Raw genomic sequence first — 23,920 nt, forward strand, 5'->3', positions numbered from 1 at the left:
GAGTCAGGGGTCATCAGGTCGAACGGTCATGATGGGGTAGTGACTTTAACGCAGACCCGGCCCGTGCGCAGCGCTCAGACCAAGCAATATTGGGGTCTGGGGGCGGCGTTCGGAATCGGGATCCTGGTGGCGATCCAGTCCCGGGTGAATGGCGATCTCGGTCAGCGGCTCGACGACGGCATCGCGGCGGCGCTGATCTCGTTCGGGACCGGCCTGGTGATGCTGCTGATCGCGTGTGCGGTCGTGCCACGTGTTCGCGGCGGCCTGGCGAGCGTCTGGCGCACGATCCGCAACCCGCCGGCCGGTGATCCCGAGCGAGGCCTGCGCTGGTGGCAGTGCATCGGCGGGCTGGCCGGGGCGTTCCTCGTCGCCACGCAGTCGATCACGGTCTCCGTCATCGGCGTGGCCGTCTTCACCGTCGCGGTGGTCGCCGGTCAGGCGGCAACCAGCCTGGTCGTGGATCGCCTCGGCTTCGGTCCGGCCGGCCCGCAGCCGTTCACCACCCTGCGCGTGGTCGGCGCGATCGTCGCCGTACTCGCGGTGATCCTCGCCGTCTCCGATCGCCTGAGCCACCCGGCCGGCCTCGCGCTCGCGATCCTGCCCGCGATCGCCGGCATCGGCACGGCCGTACAGCAGGCCATCAACGGCCGCGTCGCCCGCACCGCCTCGCCCGACGCGTACGGCGCGGTGACCGCAGCGGTGATCAACTTCACCGTCGGTACGACGGCCCTGGCGCTGGTCTTCGCGATCGACGTCTTCTTGCGCGGCGCTCCGCGACCCCTGCCGACCGAGCCCTGGCTGTACGTCGGAGGCGCGTGCGGTGTCGCCTTCATCAGCCTCGCGGCAACCGTCGTACGCGTCGTCGGCGTCTTCGTACTCGGCCTCGGCACGATCGCGGGCCAGTTGATCGCCAGCCTCTTCATCGACCTATTCGTGCCGGCCGGCGACAACCCGGTCACCGCGCCCGTAGTCGCCGGCACCCTCCTAGCCCTCGCCGCCGTAGTCCTAGCCGCCCTCCCCGCCCTCCGCCTCGCCGCCCGCATCCCTTCCCCCTCGCGCTAGGCCTCTTGCGGGATGGGGGCTTTCGTAAGGGGCGTTGGGCGGCGGTTGAAGATGCCTTGGGAGACGGCGACGCCGGCTAGGACGACCAGTGCGCCGACCGGCTGGTACCAGGTGAGGCGCTCGTCCAGGACCAGGACGCCGACGACGATCGCGAAGATCGGCATCAGGTAGGTCACCATCGACGACATGCTCGCGCCGATGATGCGGATGTTGCGCAGGCTGAGCACGAAGGCGAGCCCACTACCCAGCGCGCCCAGAGCCAGCACACTCAGCAGCACCTCGACCGACAGGTCCCACGGCGCGGGTGGTGCCTCCCCGGCCAGCAGCGGCGCGATCACGGCGAGTTGGACGGTCGCGCAGATCAGCAATGACGCCGACAGAGAGATGCCGGACGTGGTGCTGCCGGCGACGTACCGCTTCTGGTACGGGATGGCGATGCCGTAGAAGACCGCGGCCGCCATGCAGAGGATCTGGCCGAGTAGGTCGGCGCCGCCGGAGGTGTTCCAGGCGCCGAGCACGACCAGCATGCCGACGAAGCCGACGACCAGACCGAGCACGCGCTGCAGTGTGAACTTCTCCGTCCGGAAGACCAGCACGGCGATCGGCAGCACGACCAGCGGGGTGATGCCGTTCCAGATACCGGCCAGCAGGGACGGGATGCGCTCCTCGCCGTACCCGAACAGCGTCCACGGGATGGCCGAGCCGACCGCGCCGAGCACGAACTGGTGCACCCACATCATCGGGTCGCGCGGCAGCGAGTCGCGCTTGATCGCGAGCAGCGCGAGCAGGACCAGGGCGCCGGCCGCGACTCGGCCGAGGGCCAGGTAGGCAGGGTGCAGCTCACGCACACCGACGGAAATGAACAGGAAGCTGCAACCCCAAATCGCGGCCAGCAGCAACATCGTCGGCAGCCAGGCCCGAAGCGGCGGCTTGTCAGTAGTCGTCAGTGTGCTCACTCCTGACATCTTGCAGTACGGCACCGACAGTCCGCACCCCGGATCCCGTGGGATGGCATGGGGCAGGATGGCCGGTATGGCCGTTTTCGATGTCGCCGCCGTTCGCGACCAATTCCCAGCCCTGGCCGAAGGGGCCGCCCACTTCGACGGACCTGGTGGTTCGCAGACACCCCAGGTGGTCGCCGACGCGGTCGCGGCCGCGATGACCGGCGCCATCGCGAACCGGGGCCGCAACACCCCGGCCGAGCGCCGCGCCGACGACATCGTGGTGCAGGCTCGTGCGGCGATGGGCGATCTGCTCGGCGCGGATCCGGGCGGCATCGTCTTCGGGCGGAGCATGACCCAGTTGACGTACGACTTCGCCCGGACGCTCGCCAAGGACTGGGGGCCGGGGGACGAGATCGTCGTGACCCGGCTGGACCACGACGCGAACATCCGGCCCTGGGTCCACGCCGCCGAGGCCGTCGGCGCGACCGTGCGCTGGCTCGAGTTCGACCCGGCCACCACTGAGCTGTACGACGTGGCCGACGTCCTCTCGGAGCGGACCCGACTGGTTGCCGTCACGGGCGCGTCCAACCTCGTCGGCACTCGCCCGGACATCCCGGCGATCGCCGCTCGCGTGCATGCGGCCGGCGCCCTGCTGTACGTCGACGGCGTCCACCTCACCGCGCACGCCTCGGTCGACGTACGGGCGATGGGTGCGGACTTCTTCGCGTGTTCGCCGTACAAGTTCTTCGGGCCGCATTGCGGAGTTGTTGCCGCGAGCCCCGATCTGCTGGCGTCGCTGCGACCCGACAAGTTGCTCCCAGCAACCGACGTCGTGCCGGAGCGGTTCGAGCTCGGCACCTTGCCGTACGAGCTGCTCGCCGGGACCACCGCCGCCGTCAACTTCATCGCCGGCCTGGGCACGGTTGTCGGTGATCGACGGGCCCGCATCCTCGACAGCATGGCCACGCTCGAGGCCTACGAGCACGGCCTGCTGACTCTTCTCGAGAACGGTCTGGACGGTCTAGGCGTCACTCGCTACAACCGGGCCGCCGACCGCACGCCAACCGTGCTCTTCTCGATCGAGGGCCGCGAGTCCGCCGACGTGGCGAAAGCCCTTGCGGAGCGCGGAGTCAACGCGCCCGCCGGTTCGTTCTACGCCCTCGAGGCCTCGCGCCATCTCGGCCTAGGCGACACCGGTGCGGTCCGCGCGGGCCTCGCGCCGTACAGTGACCACACCGATGTCGAGCGTCTGATCGACGGCCTGCGCTAGTTCTGCGTGGCCCAGGGGGCGCCGGGGCCGTCCATGCGGTGGGCGAACGGGTCTTCCGGGGTGATGTCGCCGTGGAAGACAGGCCTTGCGGTAAAGGCGGATCGGTAGATCGCGGCCACCAACTCCAGCGTATTCCTTGCCTCACGCAACGAAACCGGCGGCACCGTTTTGTTGTCCAGGGCATCGAGTACGGCGACGACCTGTGCGTGGTGACTGCTCGGCCGCCCCTGCGGGCCTTCCGCCCAGGCGGCGGCCACCTGATCCTCGAACCCGGGTGCTGCCGTGACGGTGAAGTCGTCATCCGTATAGCCGTACAGATGGTCCAACTCGACCGTGGCCTGCTCGAAGTCGAACCGCAGATGCGAGACCTCGCGCGGGGAGACGACCGAGTTCACCACACTCGAGAGAGCCCCCGAGGCGAAACGGATCATCGCCATCGAGACGTCCTCGGTGCCGGTGTCGCGCGAGGTCCGGGCGGCGAGCGCGGTGACCTCTTGCCAGTCGCCGAGCATCGCGAGCAGCAGGTCCATCTGGTGGATGCCGTGGCCCATCGTCGGCCCGCCACCCTCGATCTCGAACGAGCCGCGCCACGGCACGGCGAAGTACGCCGCATCGCGGTACCACTCGGTGTGGCAGGTCGCGATCAGCGGCCGCCCGAAAGTCTCCTCGACGACGATGCGCCGGAGCCGTTCCGCGCCCGACCCGAACCGGTGCTGGGAGACGACCGCCACCGAACCCTGCGACTCGGCCTCGACCGCGAGCAGCCGGTCGACCGCCGCGAGCGAGGTCGCGATCGGCTTCTCGACCACCACGGTGGCGCCGGCCGCGAGGGCCTGTTCGGCCAGTTCGACGTGGCTGCCCGGCGGCGTACAGATGTGCACCAGGTCGTACCCCTCCACGTCGGCCAACGCCGTCGCGGCGGTCGGGATCGACCACTGCTTGGCGAACGCCTCGGCCCGATCGCGGTCGACGTCGATCGCGGCGACCACCTTGGCTCGGTCCGAGGCTTTTTGCAGCGCCTCGGCATGGGCGTTGGCGATACCGCCGGTGCCAACGATCGCGACTCGGTACATACTGGTCCTCCAGGCAGGCGGGAAAACGCATTCCCCGCTTGTCTACCCGAGTAGATCGGTAAGGTCAACGGCCTTGACACCTATTCGGACAACTAACTAAAGTCATTGGGGTAAATCATCGGGCCCTTGTGACGCGGCGTGTCGCCGTTCATCGGTCCCTTGTGACGTCTAGGCGGGAGGTCTCGGTGTTCCGTCCGACCGCGATCTTCGTCGAGGGCGAGACGCTGCGCCCATCCGGCGGCGACCGCTGGGTTGGCCCGGGCATCCAGGTCACTTGGCGCCCATCGCAGGACGCGGCGGATGTCTCAGCGGATGTCTCTGCGGATGTCGAGGTGGCCGCGTCGACCCGGGTTTCCCGGATCGCCGTGCGCTGGGCCTTGCCGACCCCGCCCGGTTCGCTGATCCTTGGGGATGCCTGGGAGCGCTCGTACGGCGATCTGCAATGGCGGCACCTCCAGCCCGACCGGTTCCTGCCTTGGTACTGGCTGTCGCATGACCCGGTCACGGGCCGCACCACTGGCATGGGTGTCGACGTACAGCCGGCGGCCTTCTGTTCGTGGACGGTCGACGCCGACGGCGTGACGTTGTGGCTCGACGTCCGCAATGGCGGCGGGCCCGTCCAGCTCGGCGATCGAGCACTGACCGCCGCGACGATCCGCTTCTTCACCGATGCGGGTGATCCATGGGCGACGCTCGAAGCGGCGGTCGCCCTCATGAGCTCCCGACTGCCGGCGCGACCTGAGCCCGCGCCGGCAGTCGGGGCCAACAACTGGTACTACGCGTACGGCGTGGATTTCGACGAGAAGGCCGTGCTCAAGGACGCGACCACCATCGTCGAGCTGGCCGATGGTCATCCGGTCAAGCCGTTCAGCGTGGTCGACGACGGCTGGAACCCGGGCGGTCCTGCCTCGGGTGGCCCCTGGGACAGCGGTACGCCCGGGCTGTTCGACGACATGGCGGGTACGGCGGCCGCGGTGAAGGAGATCGGCGCCCGGCCGGGTCTTTGGTTCCGCCCGCTGCTCGCCCGCACAGCAGGTCCTTGGGGGATCCCCGGCCGCCCTGAGCGCACCTTGGATCCATCGCGTCCTGAGGTGCTCGATGTCGTCCGGGCGGATTTGCAGCGCTTCCGCGACTGGGGTTTCGAGCTCGTCAAACACGACTTCAGCACGTACGACGTCTTCGGCCGGTTCGGGCCTGCCATGGGCGCGCGCCTGACCGATGACGGCTGGCAGCTGGCCGATCCGACCCGGACCACCGCCGAGGTGATCCTCGATTTCTACCGGGTGATCCGTGACGCCGCCGGCGAGCTCGTCCTGATCGGCTGCAACACCGTGAACCACCTCGCCGCCGGGCTGGTCGACATCCAGCGCACCGGCGACGACACCTCCGGCCGGGACTGGGAGCGCACCCGCCGGATGGGCGTCAACACCCTGGCCTTCCGGCTGCCGCAACACGGGCGCTTCTTCACGGTCGACGCCGACTGCGTGCCGTGCACCCCGCAAACGCCGTGGTCGCTGAACCGGCGCTTCCTCGATCTGGTCGCACGTTCCGGCACGGCGTTGTTCGTCTCGATCGACCCCATGGCCCGGACCGACGAGACCGACCAGGACCTGAGCGCCGCGATCCGGATCGCCCTCGACGGCGGCGACCCCGGCGGCGTCAAGCCGTTGGACTGGCTGCACAACACGACGCCGAACGACTGGGCTCTTTCGGGTGGCACCACCAAGTACGGCTGGTCCGAGCCGTGGGGCGCCGATCCGGCGGCAGGCTGATGGCAGGTCAGGCGCCCGCGGCTCGCCGTGGGACGAACCTGCTGCGGGTGGGCGATTTCAACGAGATCGTCATCCTGGATGCGATTCGCCGGGCCGAGCACCTGCTCAGCCGGGTCGAACTCGCGGCCGCGACCGGTCTTTCCGGCCAGACCATTTCCAACATCACGCGCCGCCTGCTCGAGGCCGGACTGATCCGTGAGGCAGGCCGTCGCCCGGCCGATGGTGGTCTCGGCAAACCTCGCACGCTGCTCGCGCTCGAACCCACCGGCCAGTACGCCGTCGGCGTCCACCTCGACCCGGCAGTCGTCACCGTCGTACTGCTGGATCTCACCGGTCAGGTGGTCGCGCGTCATCGGTCCGAGCCCGCTGGCGCTGCGGATCCGGCCCGTTTGATCGACGGAATCGCTTTGGCCATTGACGATCTGATCCAGTCCGCTGGTGTTGACGCAGACCGGGTTGTCGGTGTCGGGATCGCCGCGCCCGGGCCCATCGACGTACGGCGTGGAGTAGTCGTCGATCCGCCGAACCTGACCGGCTGGCACAACGTCCCGCTACGCGACGAACTGGCCGCGCGGACTGGGTTGCCGGTGCTGCTCGACAAGGACGTGACGGCGGCCGCTTCGGCTGAGAAGTGGGCTGGTGGTCCGCAGGGCGAGGGCAGTTTCGTCTTCTTCTACCTCGGTACGGGCGTCGGCGCCGGGCTGGTCATCGGCGATGAGGTCGTGCGCGGTTCGTCCAGCAACGCGGGGGAGATCGGTCACGTGATCGTGGACCCGGACGGCCCGTTGTGCCCGTGCGGCCGGCGTGGTTGCGTGGGGGAGTCGAGCCAGCCGCGATACCTTGTCCAGCAAGGGATCGACGCCGGAATACTTGCCGCCGGCATCGACCTGGACGATCGGCACGAGGTGGACGCCGCCTTCGCCCGGCTCTGTTCGTTGCCGGAGGCATCGGAGCTACTCGCCTTGCTGGCAACGCGAATCGCCAAGGTGGTGGAGGATATCGCCAACCTGCTCGACCTGGACCGGGTCGTCTTCGGCGGTCCGCATTGGGAACGACTCGCGCCTTCGTTCGGCCCGGTGCTGCGCAAGGAGCTGGAACGGCGCTTCCTCGTGCGCGCCGTACATCCCTTCACCGCCGTCGGTACGTCGCTCGGCGCGGACGTTGGTGCCGTTGGGGCGGCGAGCCTGGTGCTGGATCACACGTTCTCGCCCAATCCGTCTGTGCTGTTGCTCGGCTGATGCCGAATTCTCGAGAGGTGATGCAGTGATCGATCGTCAGGTCCTGGCCCGGGCAGTCGACGAGGTCCGCCGGGCGACGGGTGATGCCGTGGTGGCCGAGATGTTCGAGCGTTCGATGCGGGACAACCTGCCGGCCGTCGCGGAACGCCTCGATGACGGCACGACCTTCGTCCTCACCGGCGACATCCCTGCCATGTGGTTGCGCGACTCGGCGGCACAACTGCGTCCGTACCTCGTGCTCTGCGGGGATGACCCGGACCTGCAGGACGTCCTCATCGGCGTACTGCATCGTCAGTTGGAGTACGTCGCTCTCGATCCGTACGCGAACGCCTTCAACCGTGAGGCCAACGGCGCCGGCCACACCACCGACGAGACCGAGATGTCGCCGTGGGTGTGGGAGCGAAAGTACGAGATCGACTCGTTGTGCTATCCGCTCGAACTGGCGTACCGGCTTTGGCGTATCACTGGGCGCAAGGACGTCATCGACGAGCGGTTCGCCGTTGCCGCGCGGGCGATCCTGGACCTGTGGACGGTTGAGCAGGACCACGAGAAGCGGTCGGCGTACCGGTTCCAGCGGCACGACGAGGCACCGACGGACACGTTGATCCGCGACGGGGTTGGGCCGTTGACGCGGCCGACGGGGATGTCGTGGAGCGGGTTCCGGCCGAGCGATGACGCGACCACTCATGGGTACAACGTGCCGGGCAACATGTTCGCCTCGGTGGTGCTCGGTTATCTGGTCGTGTTGGCGTCTGAGGTGCTGGGCGACCGTGAGCTGGCTGCGCGGGCGGATGACCTCAAGACTGAGATTGACGCCGGCATTGCGACGTACGGCGTGGTGGAGCATCCGCGGCACGGCCGGGTCTACGCCTACGAGGTGGACGGCTTCGGCCGTACCTTGCTGATGGATGACGCGAACATGCCGAGCCTGCTGTCGATCCCACTGACCGGTTTCGCTTCTCGTACCGACCCGGTCTATCTCGCGACGCGTGCGCTGCTCCTGAGCGAGGACAACCCGTACTACTACGAGGGGACGGCCGCTGTGGGCATAGGCAGTCCCCACACCCCTGAGCGACATGTCTGGCCTATCGCTCTAGCGGTGCAGGGACTGAGCAGTGACTCGCAGGACGAGAAGCTGCGCCTACTGACGTTGTTGCGGACTACGGATGGCGGGACGGGCCAGATGCATGAGTCGTTCCATAGCGACGATCCGACCGTCTTTACCCGGGAATGGTTCTCCTGGGCCAATGCGATGTTCTGCGAGCTTGCACTCGACTGTGCGGGCCTGACCATCTCAGGAGCCCTTAAGTAACGTCGCGCTTCCTGGTGGAGATGGCGGCCACGATGGTGAAGAACGCCGTGTAGGCGAGCAGAGTCACCAGTGCGCGCGTCCCGCTTACTGCGTCGCGTACGCCGGGTGGGGCGTCCAGGCTGGCCATGTCCGTCGCTGCGAAGATGAGCGAGCCCGCGTTCGCCCCGGGCATCAGGTTCGCCACAACGTCCAGGCTGGGTAGGAGACTGGCGACGACGCCTGCGAGTAGTGCCTCGACGCCGAGGATCCAGACGACGCCCAGACCGATTGGCAGCGCGACGTTGCGGAAGGCAACGGCCAGCAGTGCGCCGAACAGACACCAGGTGGTGAGCACGAGCAACCCGCTGCCGAGCGCCTCGGCGATGGCCAGCGGCCCGGGCCAGTTCATCGGTCCGTTCTCCGCGGCTGCGATGCCGATACTGCACAGGGCACAGGCGGCGAAGATGCCGAGCACCCAGACGGTCAGCATCGTGACCAGCGCGGCCACCTGTGCGCCGAGCACCTGAATCCGGCCGGGACGCTGGGTGAGGATCGTCTTCAGCGTGCCCCAGGCGTACTCACCGCCGACGACGATCGCGCCCAGTACCAGCGCGAGCGCGCCGGCGAAGACCGGGAATCCGCCGACGGTGTTGTCGAGAACGCCTTCCGGCAGGATGCCCTTCAGCACTTGGTCTCGCGGGACGCCGTCAGTCTGCTGGTTCTGGTCGCCGGTCGCGTAGCTGATGTACGGCAGGAGGTAGCCGAAGATCAGACTGAGTACGAGACCCGCGGCGAACAACACCCAAACGGCAGAGCGTTTGCGGAGCTTCAGTAGCTCCGCGCGGTAGCTACCCAACATCGGACTTCTCCTCATTCGTCGTTTCGCCTTGAGTTGTGTCGCCCTGAGTCGTTTCGCCTTGGGTCAGTTGGAAGAAGACGTCCTCCAGCGCGCGTTCGGTGGTACGGAGTTCGGAGACGGCGATATCCGCCTCGACCAGGCGCCGGTTGAGCTCGGCCGTACGGCCCGGATCGACCTCCACCCGCAGCTTTCCGTCGTACGGGTGAACCGCGTCCGCACCGAGCAGGTCCGCGATGACCCGCTCGGCCTTGTCCAACGGGTCGGCGCCGATGACGAGGTCCTGCTGCTCGCGCAACTCCTGGACATCGTGTTCGGCGACCATCCGGCCGTGGCTGATGATGCCGACGCGATCGCAAATCTGCTGGACCTCGCCGAGCAGGTGACTCGACAGCAGTACGGTCCTGCCGCCGGTGCCGAGCTCGCGGATGAGTCGGCGCATGTCGCGCATTCCGGCCGGGTCCAGCCCGTTCGTCGGCTCGTCGAGGATGACCAGCTCGGGGTCCTTGAGCAATGCCCCGGCGACACCGAGCCGCTGCTTCATCCCGAGCGAGTACGTCGAGAACCGGTCGCGGGCGCGGTCGGTGAGATCCACCAGCTCGAGCACTTCGTCGATCTTGCGCCGAGGCACCGCGGCGTACTCGGCCAGCAGGCGAAGGTTATCCAGGCCCGACAGGTACGGGTAGAACGCGGGCGCCTCGATCAGGCTGCCGATCCGGCGCAGTACGTCGGACTGGCCGGGCCTGCCGCCGAGCACGCGGACCTGGCCTGCCGACGGCGCGATCAGGCCGGTGAGGATCCGGAGGGTGGTGGTTTTGCCGGCACCGTTCGGCCCGAGGAATCCGTACACCTCGCCGGGCCGGACGGTCAGATCGACACCATCAACCGCGATGGTGTCGCCATAGCGTTTGGTCAGGCCGGTGACCTCGACCAGCGGAGCAACAGTGGTAGTCATACCGAGAGCCTCCCGTTGGGGAGGGGGTCGGCGCGTCGTCTCGGGGGAGTGACCGGCCCTACCTCACGGGGAGTACCCGGCCGCCTCCGACCTGCCTCAGCTCGGCAGGGTTCGCCTCGGTTTTAGCGTGGTTCGGCGTGGTTTTAGCCGAGCCAGCCAGGGCGGACGAGGCCGGTCTGGTACGCCACGACGACGAGTTGAGCCCGATCACGGACGCCCAGCTTCACCATCGCGCGACTGACGTGCGTCTTCGCCGTCGCAGGACTGAGCACCAACCTCGCCGCGATCTCGTCGTTCGAAAGCCCCTCGCCGACCAGCGCCACGATCTCCCGCTCGCGCTCGGTCAGTACGTCAAGTTCCTTGCTGGCATGGGGTTGCCGGCTCCTCGACGCGAACTCCGCCACCAGCCGCTTCGTCACCCCAGGCGACAACAACGCATCCCCACGAGCGACCACCCGGACGGCCTGCAACAGCTCGACCGGCTCGGTGTCCTTGACCAGGAAGCCACTGGCCCCGATCCGCAACGCCTCGAACACATACTCATCGAGGTCGAACGTCGTCAGGATGACCACATGTACGTCGCTGAGCGTAGTGTCGGCCCCGATCAACCGAGTCGCTTCGAGCCCATCCATACCCGGCATCCGGATATCCATCAGCACGACGTCAGGCTTCTCCTCGCGCGCGACCCGCACCGCCTCAGTGCCATCGGCCACCTCACCCACCACGGTGATGTCGTCCTCAGCGTTCAGCAACGCCCGGAACCCAGCCCGCACCAACGCCTGGTCGTCCGCCAGCAATACCCGAATCACCCGCTCACGCTAACCCACAACAGAGTCGTCAGGCGGCATCGAGTGCCGACCTGAGAATTCATCCCGCAAACCGTTGACGGCTGCCCATCGTGTCCGCAAGCTAGCTCCTAGTCAGCAAGTTGAGGGGTAAGGAATCACCGGGGTCAGCGGCCCGGACGGCAGGTTCCGCTGTTGGGGGATGGGGACGTTAATCGGTAGTCCGGCTGCTTTGGCGCGCCCGCGCGCCAGTGGGGGTGTCTCGGTGAGGAAGCGATTCGCAGGATTCAGGGGTGGCAGGCGCGCAGCGTTCGCCTCGATGGTGGTCCTCGCACTACTCGGCTCGGTCCTGAGGCCGTCCATCGCACCGGCGGCGCGGATATCCACGCTGCCGCCGGCGCTCGGGTGCACCGCCCCGGCGGCCGCGGGGCCACCCGCCGCACCGAAGGCAACGCCGTACACGAAGTTCGTCGACCCCAAGCAGCCCGGCCATATCGCCGTGGCGCACGAGGACTCGAAGCTGCTGATCGGGCCCGACTCGGTGGCCGCTCCGGTGACCGTCTCGGTGACCGCGCTGGCCGAGAATGAGTTGCACGAGCTCGCGCCGGGCATGGAGAACGTGACCAAGGGTCCGCGGCGCGGGTACAAGTTCACGCCGCATCCGTTCAAGTTCGACCGCAAGGTCGAGCTGACGCTGCCCTACGACGCGGCAGCGGTCGGCACCGCCACCGACGACCTGTACACGTTCTACTACGACGACCAGCGCGGGTGCTGGCGGCCGCTGGAGCGGGTGCGGGTCGACACGGTCAACAACGTGGTGGTGTCCCTCACCGATCACTTCACCGACATGATCAACGCGACCGTGGTGGTGCCGGACCACCCAGACGGCGCGTCGTTCGATCCCACCCAGATCAAGGACATCCAGGCCGCCGATCCGAGCTCCGGAGTGAACCTGATCGCGCCGCCGGCCCCGGCCAACTCTGGCGAGGCGCGGATGACCTACCCGCTCGAGGTGCCGCCGGGGCGGTCCGGACTGACGCCCAAGCTCGGCGTGTCCTACTCGTCCTCGGCGGCCAACGGCTGGCTGGGCGCGGGCTGGGACCTGCCGTTGCAGGCGATCACCGTCGAGACCCGCTGGGGCGTGCCGCGCTACAGCGACGGCCTGGAGACCGAGACCTACGTGATGGCCGGCGAGCAGCTGACTCCGGTCTCACACCGTACGGCGCCCGGAGCGCGGACCGCGGAGAAGGTGTTCCACACTCGGACCGAGGGCGGCTTCGCGCGGATCGTGCGGCACGGCAGCTCGCCGGACGGCTACAGCTGGGAGGTCACCGATAAGTCCGGCGTCCGCTGGCTGTACGGCGGAACCGCCGGGTCGACCCTCGCCGACGACAGCGGGAACGGCTTCTTGTGGGCGCTGCGCGAGGTGCGCGACCGGCACGGCAACACGATGCGCTATCACCATGCCCGGGTGGACGACCCAGGCGTCGCCGCCGGCGGAACCGTGCCCGGCCGCGACCTGTACCTGCAACGCATCACCTACACCGGTAGCGGCGACACCGAAGGCCCGTACAGCGTCACCTTCGTCCGGGACCGCGAGCTGGGCGAGCCGCGCCGCAAGGACGTCGGCATCAACGCCCGCGGCGGCTTCAAGCGGGTCACCGCGGACCTGCTGCGGCGGGTCGACGTACAGCTGTCCGGCGCGTTGATCCGGCGGTACGAGCTCGACTACCAGACCGGGGCGTTCGAGAAGACGCTACTGAAGTCGGTCTCGCAGTTCGACGAGGACGGCCGGCTGTTCAACACCCACGAGTTCGAGTACTTCGACGACATCCGCGACGCCGAGGGCCGCTACCAGGCGTTCGGTCAGATCGACTGGACCTCGCCGGACGACAACGTCCGCAACGGCACGGTCAACGCGATCCGCAGCGGTGCCGGCGAGGCCGGAGCGATCAACGGCAGCGAGAGCTCCGGCGGTGGCGGCCACCTGTACGTCGGGTTCGGCACCGGGCCGACCAAGACGAACTCGGTCGGCGTCAAGGCCGGCTTCAGTCGCGGCGAGGACGACGGACTGCTCGCACTCACCGACGTGGACGGCGACGACCTGCCGGACAAGGTCTACAAGAGCGGCGGCATCAGCTACCGCAAGAACCTGTCCAAGCCTGGTGGCGAACCGCGATTCGCCGCGCAGGCCAAGCCGTTGGGCAACCTTCCCGGCATCATGTCCGGGCAAGCCGACACCCTGACGCTCGGCGTCGAGGGCTACCTCGGCGGTGTCGCCGCGCAGCTCGACTACGTCAGCACCACCAGCACCACCGACCGGTACTTCACCGACGTCAACGGCGACGGCATCACCGACCTGGTGAACGGTGGCCGTGTGCTGTTCGGCCGGGTCGGCCCGGACGGCGTGCCCGTCTACGGCCTGGCCGCCGACACCCCGGCGCCGATCGGGTCCGCCTCGGTCGATCCGAACGGCCTGCTCGGTGACTTCGCCGCCGAGCGGGACCGCCGCAACGACTCGTTCCCGCTGGTCGACAGCGTCCGCCGCTGGGTCGCGCCGTTCGACGGAACCGTTGCCGTGACCGGTGCAACCAAGCTGCTCCCGGCGGAACCGGGCGCACGCTTCGCGCACCCGGACGGCGTCCGGATTGCCGTCCAGCACGAGAACACCGAGCTGTGGTCGCAGACGATCGCCGCGAACGACTTCGCGGCGCACACCCCGACGGGCGTCGACACGATCGCGGTGACGCGAGGTCAGCGGCTGTACTTCCGGGTCGGCTCCCGCGACGACGGCAGCGCCGACCGGGTCTCCTGGGACCCGGTGGTCAGCTACGTCGGCGCGCCCGCCACGACCGATGTGAACGGCCTGACGCCGCACCGCTACCAGGCCTCCCGCGACTTCACCCTCGGCGGCCGTAAGTCGGAGGTGACGGCGCCGGTCAACGGCACGCTGCACCTGGGCGGGACGTTCACCAAGTCCGGTCCGACGACCGACGACGTGACGGTACTGGTCACCAGCAACGGCACGCCCGTGTTCCAGCAGACGATCTCCGGCGCCGACACCAGCACGGTGACGATCGACCAGGACGTCGCGGTGACGCGTGGGCAGAAGCTGTCCTGGCGAATCAAGACCGACTCGTCGATCGACCTGGACAAGGTCTCCTGGACGCCGACCGCGCACTACACGGTTGCCGAGGGCATCGACCGGCTGTTCGACGAGAACGGCCGGCCGCTGGTGAAGATCGACCCGCCGTACGACGCCGACATGTACCCGGGCAACGACCTCACCGCCGCGCAGGCGTCGTACCCGGTGAGCAGCGACGGCACCCTGTCGGTGCAGCCGCAGCTGACGTTCGACTTCGGCGGCGCCGCGTACGACAGCACGGTCGTCTTCACGGTGAAGAGCCGGACCGGACTCAAGGCGAAGAAGGTTATCGAGATCACCGACGGGCAGCTGCCCGACCCGGCAACGCTGCGACTCGACGTACCGGCGACCGCCGGCGACGAGCTGTTCTTCGACTTCAGCACCAGAGACCGCAAGCTGAGGTCGTTCCTCAGCAGCCAGTCGGTCACGGTCGACGGTACGGCGGCGCCGAGCGCGTTCCACCGGTCGGTCGAGGAGGGCGCGTTCGCGCAGCCGTACCGCGGCTGGGCGGTGATCGGCTACAACGCCAACCGGGATCGCGCCACCCAGCCGATCCGGCAGACCGACCTCGTGGTCGACGAGAACTTCCGCGACCAACTGCCGGCCGACGTGGACCCGCAGCGCGACCAGGCCGCATTCACCGCGGACCCGCGGATCACCCCGCCCAAGGTGATGGTGTTCGCGCCGTCTCCGGCGGACAACCGGTGGGCATCCGGCCAGACGTCCTGGATCGCCAAGGACTCGGTGTCGAGCTCGCGGCTCGGCGGTCAGTCGATCGACCTGCCGACGGCGGCCGACCTGACCGGCGTCGTGGCACCGCCGCGCGTGGCGAGGTCGCAGCAGGTCTCGCTGACCGGTGGCGTTGGTGGCCCGATCGGCAGTGTCGGCGGCAGTATCGCGACCGGTGACAGCACGGGCGAGCTGGACTACCTCGACCTGAACGGTGACAAGTTCCCGGACGTGGTCGGTTCCGGCGGTATCCAGTACAGCGATCCGATCGGGACCCTCGGCGGTACCCGTGGCAACCTGCCGGACGGCAGTGTGCGGCGCAGCCACAACGTCACCGGCAACGCCAGCGCAGGCAGCGCGGCCCGTACCCTCTCCACCGGACGGGGAAACGCGGCACCGCCCGGCGATGGCACCGCGAACACCTCCCAGACCGGCAACGACATGCCGCCTCTCGGCATCGGTGGCAGCCTCGGTACCGGCACCAGCGACAGCCGGTTCGACCTGCTCGACATCAACGGTGACGAGCTGCCCGATCGGGTCTACGAGAACGGCCGGGCGGCGCTCAACCTCGGTTACCGATTCGCCGCGGCCGAGCCGTGGCCGGGCGGGGCGCTGAACGACGGCGAGAGCTCCAACGCCGGGATCAACATCGGCTTCAACACCGACTTCTACGGCCTGGCCGGCGGCGCGTCGTTCAACCAGGGGGACAGTAACACCGACGGCACCCTGCAGGACGTGAACGGCGACGGCCTGGCGGACCGGGTCTTCGACGGCAACCCGATCCGGGTCGCGCTGAACACCGGCAACGGGTTCGCGGCGGCGCAGCCGTTCCTCGGCAGCCTGTCCGGGATCAACGCCGACGCGAACGCCAAGCTCGGCGGTGGTGTCTACTTCACCATCCCGATCTGCTTCCTGGTCGGCTGCATCATCATCAACCCGGGCGCCGACGTGTTCACCGGCGCCAGCCGCGCCGAGCGGGCGCTGCGGGACCTCAACGGTGACGGGTACGCCGACCACCTTGCCTCGAGCAACGACGGCCAGCTCACGGTGGCGCAGAACCGCACCGGCCGGACCAACCTGCTCAAGTCCGTGTCCCGGCCGCTGGGTTCGCGGATCGACCTCGACTACACCCGGGACGGCAACACCTACGGCCAGCCGCACTCGCGCTGGGTGCTGTCGAAGGTCGCCGTGACCGACGGCCACCCCGGCGACGGACCCGACGTCCAGCTGTCGACGTACAGCTACTCGGGCGGGAACTACAGCCGGCTGGAGCGGGAGTTCTTCGGTTACCGCACGGTCGTCGAGCGGCACCACGACACCGGTGCCGGCAACGCGACCTTCAGCGCCGTGACCCGCGACTACCGCACCGACAGCTACTACACCCGCGGCCTGCTCGAGCGCGAACGCGTATCGGACGGGCAGGGCCGCCCGTTCACCGAGACCGAACATGGCTACCAGTTGCGCGACGTGGCGACCGGAGCGGTTGCCAATGGCAACAGCACGACCGCGACCGTCTTCGCGCAGCTTGTTCGCACCGACCAGCGCTGGTTCGAGGGACAGGCTCAGCCCGGCAAGTCGACGTACATGGAGATGTCGTACGACGAGTTCGGCAATCTGGCCCGGCAGATCGACCACGGGGAGGCCGGAACGGCCGACGACGTCGACACCCGGACCGATTACTCGCGTTGCCTCGACCAGCACATCGTCGGCACCCCGACCTCGCTCGAGGTGCGCGGTGGGGCAGGCACGCTGATGCGCAAGCGCGAGTCGACGATCGACTGCGGGACCGGAGAGCTGACCCAGCACCGGGCCTTGCTCGCGGACGGTTCGGCGGCGGTCACCGATCTGACGTACTTCGCCAACGGCAACATCGCGTCCGTGACGAGCCCGGGCAACCTGCGCGGGCAGCGCTACCGGCTCGACTACACCTACGAGACGACCGCCGGCACGCACGTCAACTCGATCACCGACAGCTTCGGCTACCGGTCGACGATGACGCACAACCTGAAGTACGGGCTGGTGGAGACCACCACCGACGTCAACAACCAGCAGCTGCGGCAGCTCTACGACAAGGTGGGCCGAGTCGACTCCGTCGCCGGTCCGCACGAGATCGGCGAGGGCCGGCTGAGCATCGATTTCGAGTACCACCCCGAGGCGCCGGTGCCGTACGCCGTCACCCGGCACGTGGACCGGCAGGCCGACGGCAGCGTCAAACCGGACACCATCGACACGGTCACCTTCACGGACGGGCTGAAGCGAGTCCTGCAGACCAAGAAGGACGCCGCCGTGCACACCGGGCCGGACTCGCAGCCGGCCGACGTGATGACGGTCTCCGGCCGGACGATCTTCGACGCGTTCGGGCGGACCGCGCAACAGTTCTTCCAGGTCACCGAGCCGAAGGGCGCGGCGAACACCACGTTCAACCCGGCCTTCGATACCGAGCAGCCGACCAAGAAGACCTATGACGTGCTCGATCGCTCCACCCGGGAGACACTGCCGGACGGCACGGCCAGCACGACGGCGTACGGGTTCGGTGCCGATCGCGCGGGCGTCCAGCAGTTCGAGGTCGTGGCGACCGATGCCGAGGGCAACATCACGCGCACGTTCGCCGACACCCGCAAGCAGACGACAGCGGTCAAGAAGTCGAACCCGGCCGGCAACCAGCCCACGATCTGGACCAGTTACGGCTACGACCCGCTCGGTCAGCTCACCCGGGTGCAGGACGACAAGAACAACGTCACCACTTCGGCGTACGACAACTTCGGCCGCCGTACCGTGGTGGACAGTCCTGACTCCGGCCGCACCGTGACGTCGTACGACCTGGCGGGCAACACCACCCGGCGGGTCACCGCCAAGCTTGCCGCAGTCGGCAAGGCGGTCGAGTACGACTACGACTTCAACCGGCTGGCCGCCGTCCGGTACCCGCTGTTCACCGACAACAACATCACCTACACCTACGGCCCACCCGGTGCCCCGAGCAACGGTGCCAGCCGGGTTACCGCGATCAGTGACGCGGCCGGGACGGTGACCCGTGCCTACGGGCCGCTGGGCGAGGTCGTCACCGAAACCCGGACCGTTCCGGGACAAGGCAGCCACACGCAGGTGTTCACCACGCGATACACCTACGACACCTGGAACCGGGTTCTCAAGCTGACGTTCCCCGACGGCGAGGTGCTGTCGTACCGGTACAACAGCGGCGGCCTGGTCGACGCGGCCACCGGCGTGAAGGCCGACAGCAGCTACCACTACCTGAAGCGGCTGGACTACGACAAGTTCGATCAGCGGGTCCTGCTGGATGTCGGCAACGGCACCCGCACGACGTACAGCTACAACGCCGCCGATCGCCGGCTCGCCAACCTGCAGTCGAAGCTTGCCCAGGGCTACGTCTTCCAGAACTACGACTACGACTACGACAACGTCGGCAACATCACCTCGCTCGTGAACGACACGGCGCCACCCGACGGCCCCGAGGTCGGCAGGCAGGTGGGCGGGCCGAGCCAGCAGACGTTCCAGTACGACGACCTGTACCAGCTCACCCACGCGGCGGGAAGCTACACGTCCCGCGGACCCAAGACCGACAAGTACACCCTCGATCTGTCCTACGACTCGATCCACAACCTGATCGGCAAGGACCAGTTCCACGAGTTGATCACGAACGGCAACTCGGTCACCCAGCACAAGACGACGTACGACTACGGCTACACCTATGCGAGCGGACGGCCGCACGCGGCGTCCGGACTCGGGCCGCACTCGTTGCAGTACGACGCCAACGGCAACCAGATCAGCCGCGACCAGCAACCACGACCGCGGCGGCAGTTGATCTGGGACGAGGACAACCGGCTTGCCTGCACGCACGAGAACGTGCAGAACAAGGTGCTGCCGCAGGACCCGACCTCCTGCGACAACCCGGGCGGCGCCCCGGACGTCCGGTTCGCCTATGACGACCGCGGCAACCGGGTGATCAAGGACTCCAGCCAGACCCACGTCTACCCGAACCACAACTACTCGACGGTCGGGAACAAGGCGTACAAACACGTCTTCATCGGCGACACCAAGATCGTCACCAAGTTCGTCGAACCCGACCAGCGCTACGAGGACCGGCAGTTCTACTCACACGGCGACCACCTCGCCTCCACCGGGTTCGTCACGGACGTCTCGGGCGGGATGTCGGAGCACCTGAACTACTTCCCTGGCGGCGAGACCTGGGTCGAGGAGCACCCCAACCAGCCGGTGCCGCACCAGTTCACCGGCAAGGAGATCGATCCCGAGACCGGCCTCTACTACTACGGTGCCCGCTACTACGACCCGCGGACGAACGTGTGGCAGAGCCCGGACGAGGCGCTCGAGAGCTACCTCGACGGATCGCCGAACAGCGGGGTGTACGCGTCGGCCAACCTCGCGGCCTACACCTATGCCAACAACAACCCGATCCGGCTGACCGATCCGGACGGAAACTGGGTGCACATCGCCATCGGTGCGGGCATCGGTGCCCTGGTCGGCGCGGGCATCGAGGGCTACCGCCAGTACAAGTCCGGCGAGGACTTCAGCCCACTCCGGCTGGGTGGAGCCGCACTGGGTGGCGCGGTTGCCGGTGGCGTCGGTGCAGCGACTCTCGGCGCCAGTGCGGGTGGCGCGGCAATCGGCGGCAGCGTGCTGGCCAGATCCACCGCGACCGTAGTCGGCGGCTCGGCGTCCGGTGCGATCAGCGGCGCGGCCGGCGGCGCGACCGAGGCCCTCGTCACGGGCGACGACGTCGGCGGGAAGGCACTCGAGGGTGCGGTGGCCGGTGCGGTCACCGGGCCACTCGGCGCAGTCGCAGGCAAGGTCGCCGGTGGCCTGTCCGTGCATGCGCGGGCGGGTGCGTACTCGACCGTCCGCGGCCACCACCCGGTCGCCCAGGCCGGGATGCGCAATGCAGCCAACTACGACGCCGGTGCCGCGCTCGCGGTGCCCGACAAGGTGCTGCGGCAACTGGGTGTCCCGCACATGGGCCGCGGCAGCATCTCGGCCTTCCAGAACACCCACTACTCGGCCTGGCGCAGGGCCAACCCCGGTGTGGCGCCGACATGGGAGACTATCCGGCAGGTCGAGACGAAGGCGATGGCAAGCGCCGGGATGGACCCGACCCTCGCCCGCACGATCGTCGATCGCGCGATCAGAGATCTCGAGTCCCGCGGCGTGACCGCACCGACCCGCATCCCCTGGAGAGACCCGTAAAATGGACGACCCGGCTCAGCTGGACCGCTTCGGCCAGCAGCTGATGACGTCGGTGCGCGACGAGGCCATCGCCGACCTCGACGCCCTCGCGGCCCGCCGAATGGGCGGGCCCGAGGGCAAACGCTGGCGCTCGCTGCTGGCCGATGCGGACACTCGGCGGACCGTGCAGGAGCTGATCCCGGACATCGTCGACCTGGTCCTGGCCCGTCTCCTGCACGCCGCCGACACCGGCTCGCTGCCCCTTGGCTGGCAGCGAGCCGACGGTTCGTGGGAGGAGCTCGGCGGCAGCGGTGAGCTCGTCGGCTGGCTGATCGACTCCGAAGGCTGGCGGGTTCGCTACTCGGCTTCGCGCTACAACGATCCGACCTAGAACGACCGTTGAGGTCAGCCGAGGCGGGCGGCGCGGTAGAAGCCTTCGATGTGGTTAATGACTTCGGTCGCGGCGAGGGTTGGGTCGCCGGCGCGGATGGCGGCGATGATGGCGCGGTGTTCGGCCCGGAGGCCGACGGCGGTCGCTTCCCAGTCGGGCAGGTTCGGGACGGCGGCCAGGACGTACCCGTGGATTGCCGATCGCAGCGAGGCCATCACGGCGGCGATCAGGATGTTGCCCGCGAGGCCGGACAGCGCGACGTGGAACTCGGCGTCCAGGAGATGGAAGTCCTCCGGCGAGATCGACAGGTCGTCCATCGTGTCCAGCAGGGTCTCGGCCTGCGTCAGGCCTGCCAGCACCTCGGAGGTGCCGGTCCGGGTGGCGGCTTCGCGGGCGGCCCAGGACTCGAGCAATACGCGGGTCTGGACGATGTCGCGGATCGGGAGGTGGTTTGTGGCGAGGTGCAGGCGCAGGAGGGAGGTCATCGGCGAGCTCGGATCCGCCACGATGACGGCACCGGCATCCGGGCCGGAGCCGACGGCCGTTCGGATCACGCCGAGCGCCTCCAGTACCCGGATGGCCTCGCGGACCGATGGCCGGCTGATTCCGAGCTGCTCGGCCAGCGCGCGCTCACCCGGGAGGCGGCCACCCAGGCGCAGACGGCCCGCGGCGAGATCGGCCTCGACATGGCTGAGGACGAGCTCGTAGTTCTTCATGTGGACACTCTAGTGGTGTGGTCAGACCACAGGGCTTAGAGTGTGGTCAGACCACAGGATTCGATTCGGAGAGTGCGCCATGACCGACCGCCAGATTCCCCGCTGGTCCGAGCTCAAGCCCTTGCTCCGGCCCAAACCGCTCACGCTCGATGCGACCGAGCGCCGCCTGGGCAAGGCGCTGACGATCGCGGATCTGCGCGCGATCGCCAAGCGCCGTACGCCGCGCTCGGTCTTCGACTACACCGACGGCGCGGCCGAGGGCGAGATCAGCCTGGGCCGGGCCCGCCAGTTGTTCGCCGAGATGGAGTTGCGGCCGTCGATCCTGCGTGACGTGTCCGATGTCGACACCAGTACGACGATGCTGGGCGAGCGTTCCGCACAGCCGTTCGCGTTCGCGCCGACCGGGTTCACCCGGATGATGAACCACGAGGGCGAGAGCGCGGTCGTGCGGGTGGCGGACCGGGTCGGCATCCCGTACGCGTTGTCCACGATGGGCACCACCTCGATCGAGGACGTCGCGGCCGCCGCGCCGAACGCGCGCAAGTGGTTCCAGCTGTACGTCTGGAAAGACCGCGATTCCGGCGAGGACCTGGTGAAGCGCGCGGCCTCTGCCGGGTACGAGGCGTTGATGCTGACGGTCGACGTGCCGGTCGCGGGCGCGCGGTTGCGCGACGTACGGAACGGGTTCACGATCCCGCCTTCGCTGACGGCCAAGACGGTTCTGGACGCGGCGTCGCATCCGGCGTGGTGGATGAACCTGCTGACCACCAAGCCACTCACGTTCGCGTCACTCTCGAACTGGAACGGCACGGTCGCGGAGTTGCTGGACAAGCTGTTCGACCCGACCATGACGATCGACGACCTGGCCTGGTTGCGTTCGATCTGGTCAGGACCGCTGATCGTGAAGGGTATCCAGACCGCGGACGACGCTCGCCGCGTGGTCGATGCCGGCGCAGACGCGATCGTGTTGTCGAACCATGGCGGCCGCCAGCTCGACCGGGCGCCAACGCCGCTGCGCATCCTGCCCGAGGTGTCCAAGGCCGTTGGCGACAAGGCCGAGGTCTATCTGGACACGGGCATCATGAGTGGCGCCGACATCGTTGCGGCGCTCGCGCTTGGTGCCGACGCGTGCCTGGTCGGTCGCGCGTACCTCTATGGCCTGATGGCCGGGGGAGAGCGTGGCGTGCAGCGGGCGGCGGACATCCTGAGCACGGAAATCCGTCGCACGATGGCGCTGCTAGGCGTTCGTCAGGTGTCGGACCTCAATCCGGATCACGTTCGTCTTCCGCACTGAGGGGGAAGTGGGCCGTCACCCGGAAGCCGCCGCTGGGCGACCGGGTGGTGGTCATCGTGCCGCCGAGGGCGGTCGCACGTTCGCGCATGCCGACCAGGCCGTTGCCCTCGACAACTGTTTCCGGTACGCCGTTGCCGTCGTCGTCCACCCACAGCTCGAAGAACGTTCCGCCGTACTGGAGGTGGACGCCCACCTTGGTCGCGCCGCTGTGCCGAACCACGTTGGTCAGCGATTCCTGGATGATCCGGAAGGCCGCCCGGTCCACGCTCGTCGGGAGTGCATGCGGCAGACCGGCGCTGGTCTTGTAGACCTCCAACCCGGCCCCGGATGTCCGGCTGAGCAGGTGCTCGAGGCGCTCGAGTCCGGGCACGGGCTGTCGAGGAGCAGACTCGTCGGACTGACGCAGCACGCCGACGATGGAGCGCAACTCGACCAAGGCCTCCTTGCTGGCCTCCTTGATCGCGGCCAGCGCCGTCCCGGCTTGCTCGGGTTGCCGGTCGACCAGGTGCAGCGCGACCCCGGCCTGCACGTTGATCAGCGAGATGTGGTGAGCCACCACGTCGTGCAACTCCTGCGCGATCCGCAGCCGCTCCTCGCCCGCGCGTCGCAGCTCTTCCTGTTTTCGGGTCCGCGCGACCGCGGCGGAACGCTCGCGGCCGTTTCGCACCAGTTCGGCGACGATGACCATCACCACGAACCAGGCGCCGACCGCGAGACTCTGATAGATCCCGTCCTCGTTGATGCCGAGTGCTATCCGCCCGAGGACGTGCCCGAAATACAGCGCGGCCGCGGCGACCCAACCCGCCAGCCGGTGCCCCGCGATCACGGCCGAGAAGACGGATATGACGAAGCTCAGGATGACCGGACCATACGGATACTGCAGCAGCATGAACGTCAGCGTCGAGATCGTTGTCGCGGTCAAGACGAGGACCGGCCGCTGGCGCAGCCAGTACAGCGCGATCGGCCCGATCAGCGCGAGCACCACCATCAGCGCATCGGGCTCACGCCGCTCGAGCTGGCCTCGGTAGGCGCCGTACGAGCCGGCGACCTGAACCAAGCCGATCGCAAGCGGCAGCCACAATCGGCGCAGCCGCCGCCGGGTGGAGGTGGGCTCAGAACTGGTCACGTATGAACCGTAGAGGCCGACGCCGACAAAAGTCATCGCCGCCACGGCGTATCCGCGACTGCGCCCTGGGGAGTATT

The 23,920-nt window shown here is 68.3% G+C and carries 15 protein-coding genes; 8 read left to right on the forward strand and 7 right to left on the reverse strand.

Annotated elements, in window-relative coordinates; translation table 11 throughout:
• The first annotated feature begins 39 nt into the window (after nt 1-39).
• The gene (locus OG394_RS02045; protein ID WP_328993042.1) at nt 40-1,062 is read left to right on the forward strand and encodes a DMT family transporter; all 1,023 of its coding nucleotides are present in this window, start codon (nt 40-42) and stop codon (nt 1,060-1,062) included.
• On the opposite strand, the gene OG394_RS02050 is transcribed toward OG394_RS02045, so the two are convergent.
• Complete coding sequence (locus OG394_RS02050) at nt 1,059-2,027, reverse strand: DMT family transporter (RefSeq protein ID WP_442914267.1); 969 nt, start codon at nt 2,025-2,027, stop codon at nt 1,059-1,061. The genes OG394_RS02045 and OG394_RS02050 overlap by 4 nt on opposite strands.
• A 67-nt stretch (nt 2,028-2,094) precedes the next feature.
• Here OG394_RS02050 and OG394_RS02055 point away from each other — a divergent pair, with 67 nt between their 5' ends.
• Nucleotides 2,095-3,276 carry a cysteine desulfurase-like protein gene (locus OG394_RS02055; RefSeq protein ID WP_328993044.1) on the forward strand — a complete coding sequence of 394 codons (1,182 nt, stop codon included), beginning with the start codon at nt 2,095-2,097 and terminating at the stop codon, nt 3,274-3,276.
• Here OG394_RS02055 and OG394_RS02060 read toward each other — a convergent pair.
• Complete coding sequence (locus OG394_RS02060) at nt 3,273-4,349, reverse strand: Gfo/Idh/MocA family protein (RefSeq protein ID WP_328993045.1); 1,077 nt, start codon at nt 4,347-4,349, stop codon at nt 3,273-3,275. The genes OG394_RS02055 and OG394_RS02060 overlap by 4 nt on opposite strands.
• 185 nt (nt 4,350-4,534) lie before the next feature.
• Here OG394_RS02060 and OG394_RS02065 point away from each other — a divergent pair, with 185 nt between their 5' ends.
• The 3 genes from OG394_RS02065 to OG394_RS02075 are packed head-to-tail and all read left to right on the forward strand — an operon-like array spanning nt 4,535 to nt 8,671.
• Nucleotides 4,535-6,121, forward strand: coding sequence for a hypothetical protein (locus OG394_RS02065; RefSeq protein ID WP_328993046.1), 1,587 nt, complete (start codon nt 4,535-4,537; stop codon nt 6,119-6,121).
• Nucleotides 6,122-6,168: 47 nt separating this feature from the next.
• On the forward strand, nt 6,169-7,359 hold the full coding sequence (locus OG394_RS02070) for an ROK family transcriptional regulator (RefSeq protein ID WP_328993047.1): 1,191 nt from the start codon (nt 6,169-6,171) through the stop codon (nt 7,357-7,359).
• A gap of 25 nt (nt 7,360-7,384) precedes the next feature.
• Entirely contained in the window at nt 7,385-8,671 is a 1,287-nt protein-coding gene (locus OG394_RS02075) for a glycoside hydrolase family 125 protein (RefSeq protein ID WP_328993048.1), read from the forward strand.
• On the opposite strand, the gene OG394_RS02080 is transcribed toward OG394_RS02075, so the two are convergent.
• The 3 genes from OG394_RS02080 to OG394_RS02090 all read right to left on the reverse strand — a co-directional run bounded on the left by OG394_RS02080 (nt 8,664) and on the right by OG394_RS02090 (nt 11,270).
• Complete coding sequence (locus tag OG394_RS02080; RefSeq protein ID WP_328993049.1) at nt 8,664-9,509, reverse strand: ABC transporter permease; 846 nt, start codon at nt 9,507-9,509, stop codon at nt 8,664-8,666. The genes OG394_RS02075 and OG394_RS02080 overlap by 8 nt on opposite strands.
• The gene (locus OG394_RS02085) at nt 9,499-10,461 is read right to left on the reverse strand and encodes an ABC transporter ATP-binding protein (protein ID WP_328993050.1); all 963 of its coding nucleotides are present in this window, start codon (nt 10,459-10,461) and stop codon (nt 9,499-9,501) included. The genes OG394_RS02080 and OG394_RS02085 overlap by 11 nt, the downstream gene beginning before the upstream one ends.
• 143 nt (nt 10,462-10,604) lie before the next feature.
• Nucleotides 10,605-11,270, reverse strand: a complete 666-nt coding sequence (locus OG394_RS02090) for a response regulator transcription factor (protein ID WP_328993051.1) — start codon at nt 11,268-11,270, stop codon at nt 10,605-10,607.
• A gap of 295 nt (nt 11,271-11,565) precedes the next feature.
• Here OG394_RS02090 and OG394_RS02095 point away from each other — a divergent pair, with 295 nt between their 5' ends.
• On the forward strand, nt 11,566-20,337 hold the full coding sequence (locus OG394_RS02095) for a SpvB/TcaC N-terminal domain-containing protein (protein WP_328993052.1): 8,772 nt from the start codon (nt 11,566-11,568) through the stop codon (nt 20,335-20,337).
• A gap of 1 nt (nt 20,338) precedes the next feature.
• Complete coding sequence (locus OG394_RS02100; protein WP_328993053.1) at nt 20,339-20,707, forward strand: hypothetical protein; 369 nt, start codon at nt 20,339-20,341, stop codon at nt 20,705-20,707.
• A gap of 14 nt (nt 20,708-20,721) precedes the next feature.
• On the opposite strand, the gene OG394_RS02105 is transcribed toward OG394_RS02100, so the two are convergent.
• Nucleotides 20,722-21,423 carry a FadR/GntR family transcriptional regulator gene (locus OG394_RS02105; protein ID WP_328993054.1) on the reverse strand — a complete coding sequence of 234 codons (702 nt, stop codon included), beginning with the start codon at nt 21,421-21,423 and terminating at the stop codon, nt 20,722-20,724.
• A gap of 79 nt (nt 21,424-21,502) precedes the next feature.
• Here OG394_RS02105 and OG394_RS02110 point away from each other — a divergent pair, with 79 nt between their 5' ends.
• Nucleotides 21,503-22,717 (forward strand): alpha-hydroxy acid oxidase, encoded by a 1,215-nt coding sequence (locus tag OG394_RS02110; protein ID WP_328993055.1) that lies wholly within the window; start codon nt 21,503-21,505, stop codon nt 22,715-22,717.
• Here OG394_RS02110 and OG394_RS02115 read toward each other — a convergent pair.
• Nucleotides 22,686-23,843, reverse strand: a complete 1,158-nt coding sequence (locus OG394_RS02115; protein WP_328993056.1) for a sensor histidine kinase — start codon at nt 23,841-23,843, stop codon at nt 22,686-22,688. The two genes, OG394_RS02110 and OG394_RS02115, sit on opposite strands and share 32 nt — an antisense overlap.
• Between the last annotated feature and the right edge of the window lie 77 nt (nt 23,844-23,920).

Source organism: Kribbella sp. NBC_01245 (assembly GCF_036226525.1).
GTDB lineage: Bacteria > Actinomycetota > Actinomycetes > Propionibacteriales > Kribbellaceae > Kribbella.

Excerpts from the sequence above, each read along its gene's own strand:
- OG394_RS02105 (WP_328993054.1), bottom strand. The coding sequence starts at position 21,423 with ATGAAGAACTACGAGCTCGTCCTCAGCCATGTCGAGGCCGATCTCGCC.
- OG394_RS02095 (WP_328993052.1), top strand. The coding sequence starts at position 11,566 with ATGGTGGTCCTCGCACTACTCGGCTCGGTCCTGAGGCCGTCCATCGCA.
- OG394_RS02110 (WP_328993055.1), top strand. The coding sequence starts at position 21,503 with ATGACCGACCGCCAGATTCCCCGCTGGTCCGAGCTCAAGCCCTTGCTC.
- OG394_RS02050 (WP_442914267.1), bottom strand. The coding sequence starts at position 2,027 with ATGTCAGGAGTGAGCACACTGACGACTACTGACAAGCCGCCGCTTCGG.
- OG394_RS02060 (WP_328993045.1), bottom strand. The coding sequence starts at position 4,349 with ATGTACCGAGTCGCGATCGTTGGCACCGGCGGTATCGCCAACGCCCAT.
- OG394_RS02055 (WP_328993044.1), top strand. The coding sequence starts at position 2,095 with ATGGCCGTTTTCGATGTCGCCGCCGTTCGCGACCAATTCCCAGCCCTG.
- OG394_RS02085 (WP_328993050.1), bottom strand. The coding sequence starts at position 10,461 with ATGACTACCACTGTTGCTCCGCTGGTCGAGGTCACCGGCCTGACCAAA.
- OG394_RS02080 (WP_328993049.1), bottom strand. The coding sequence starts at position 9,509 with ATGTTGGGTAGCTACCGCGCGGAGCTACTGAAGCTCCGCAAACGCTCT.
- OG394_RS02100 (WP_328993053.1), top strand. The coding sequence starts at position 20,339 with ATGGACGACCCGGCTCAGCTGGACCGCTTCGGCCAGCAGCTGATGACG.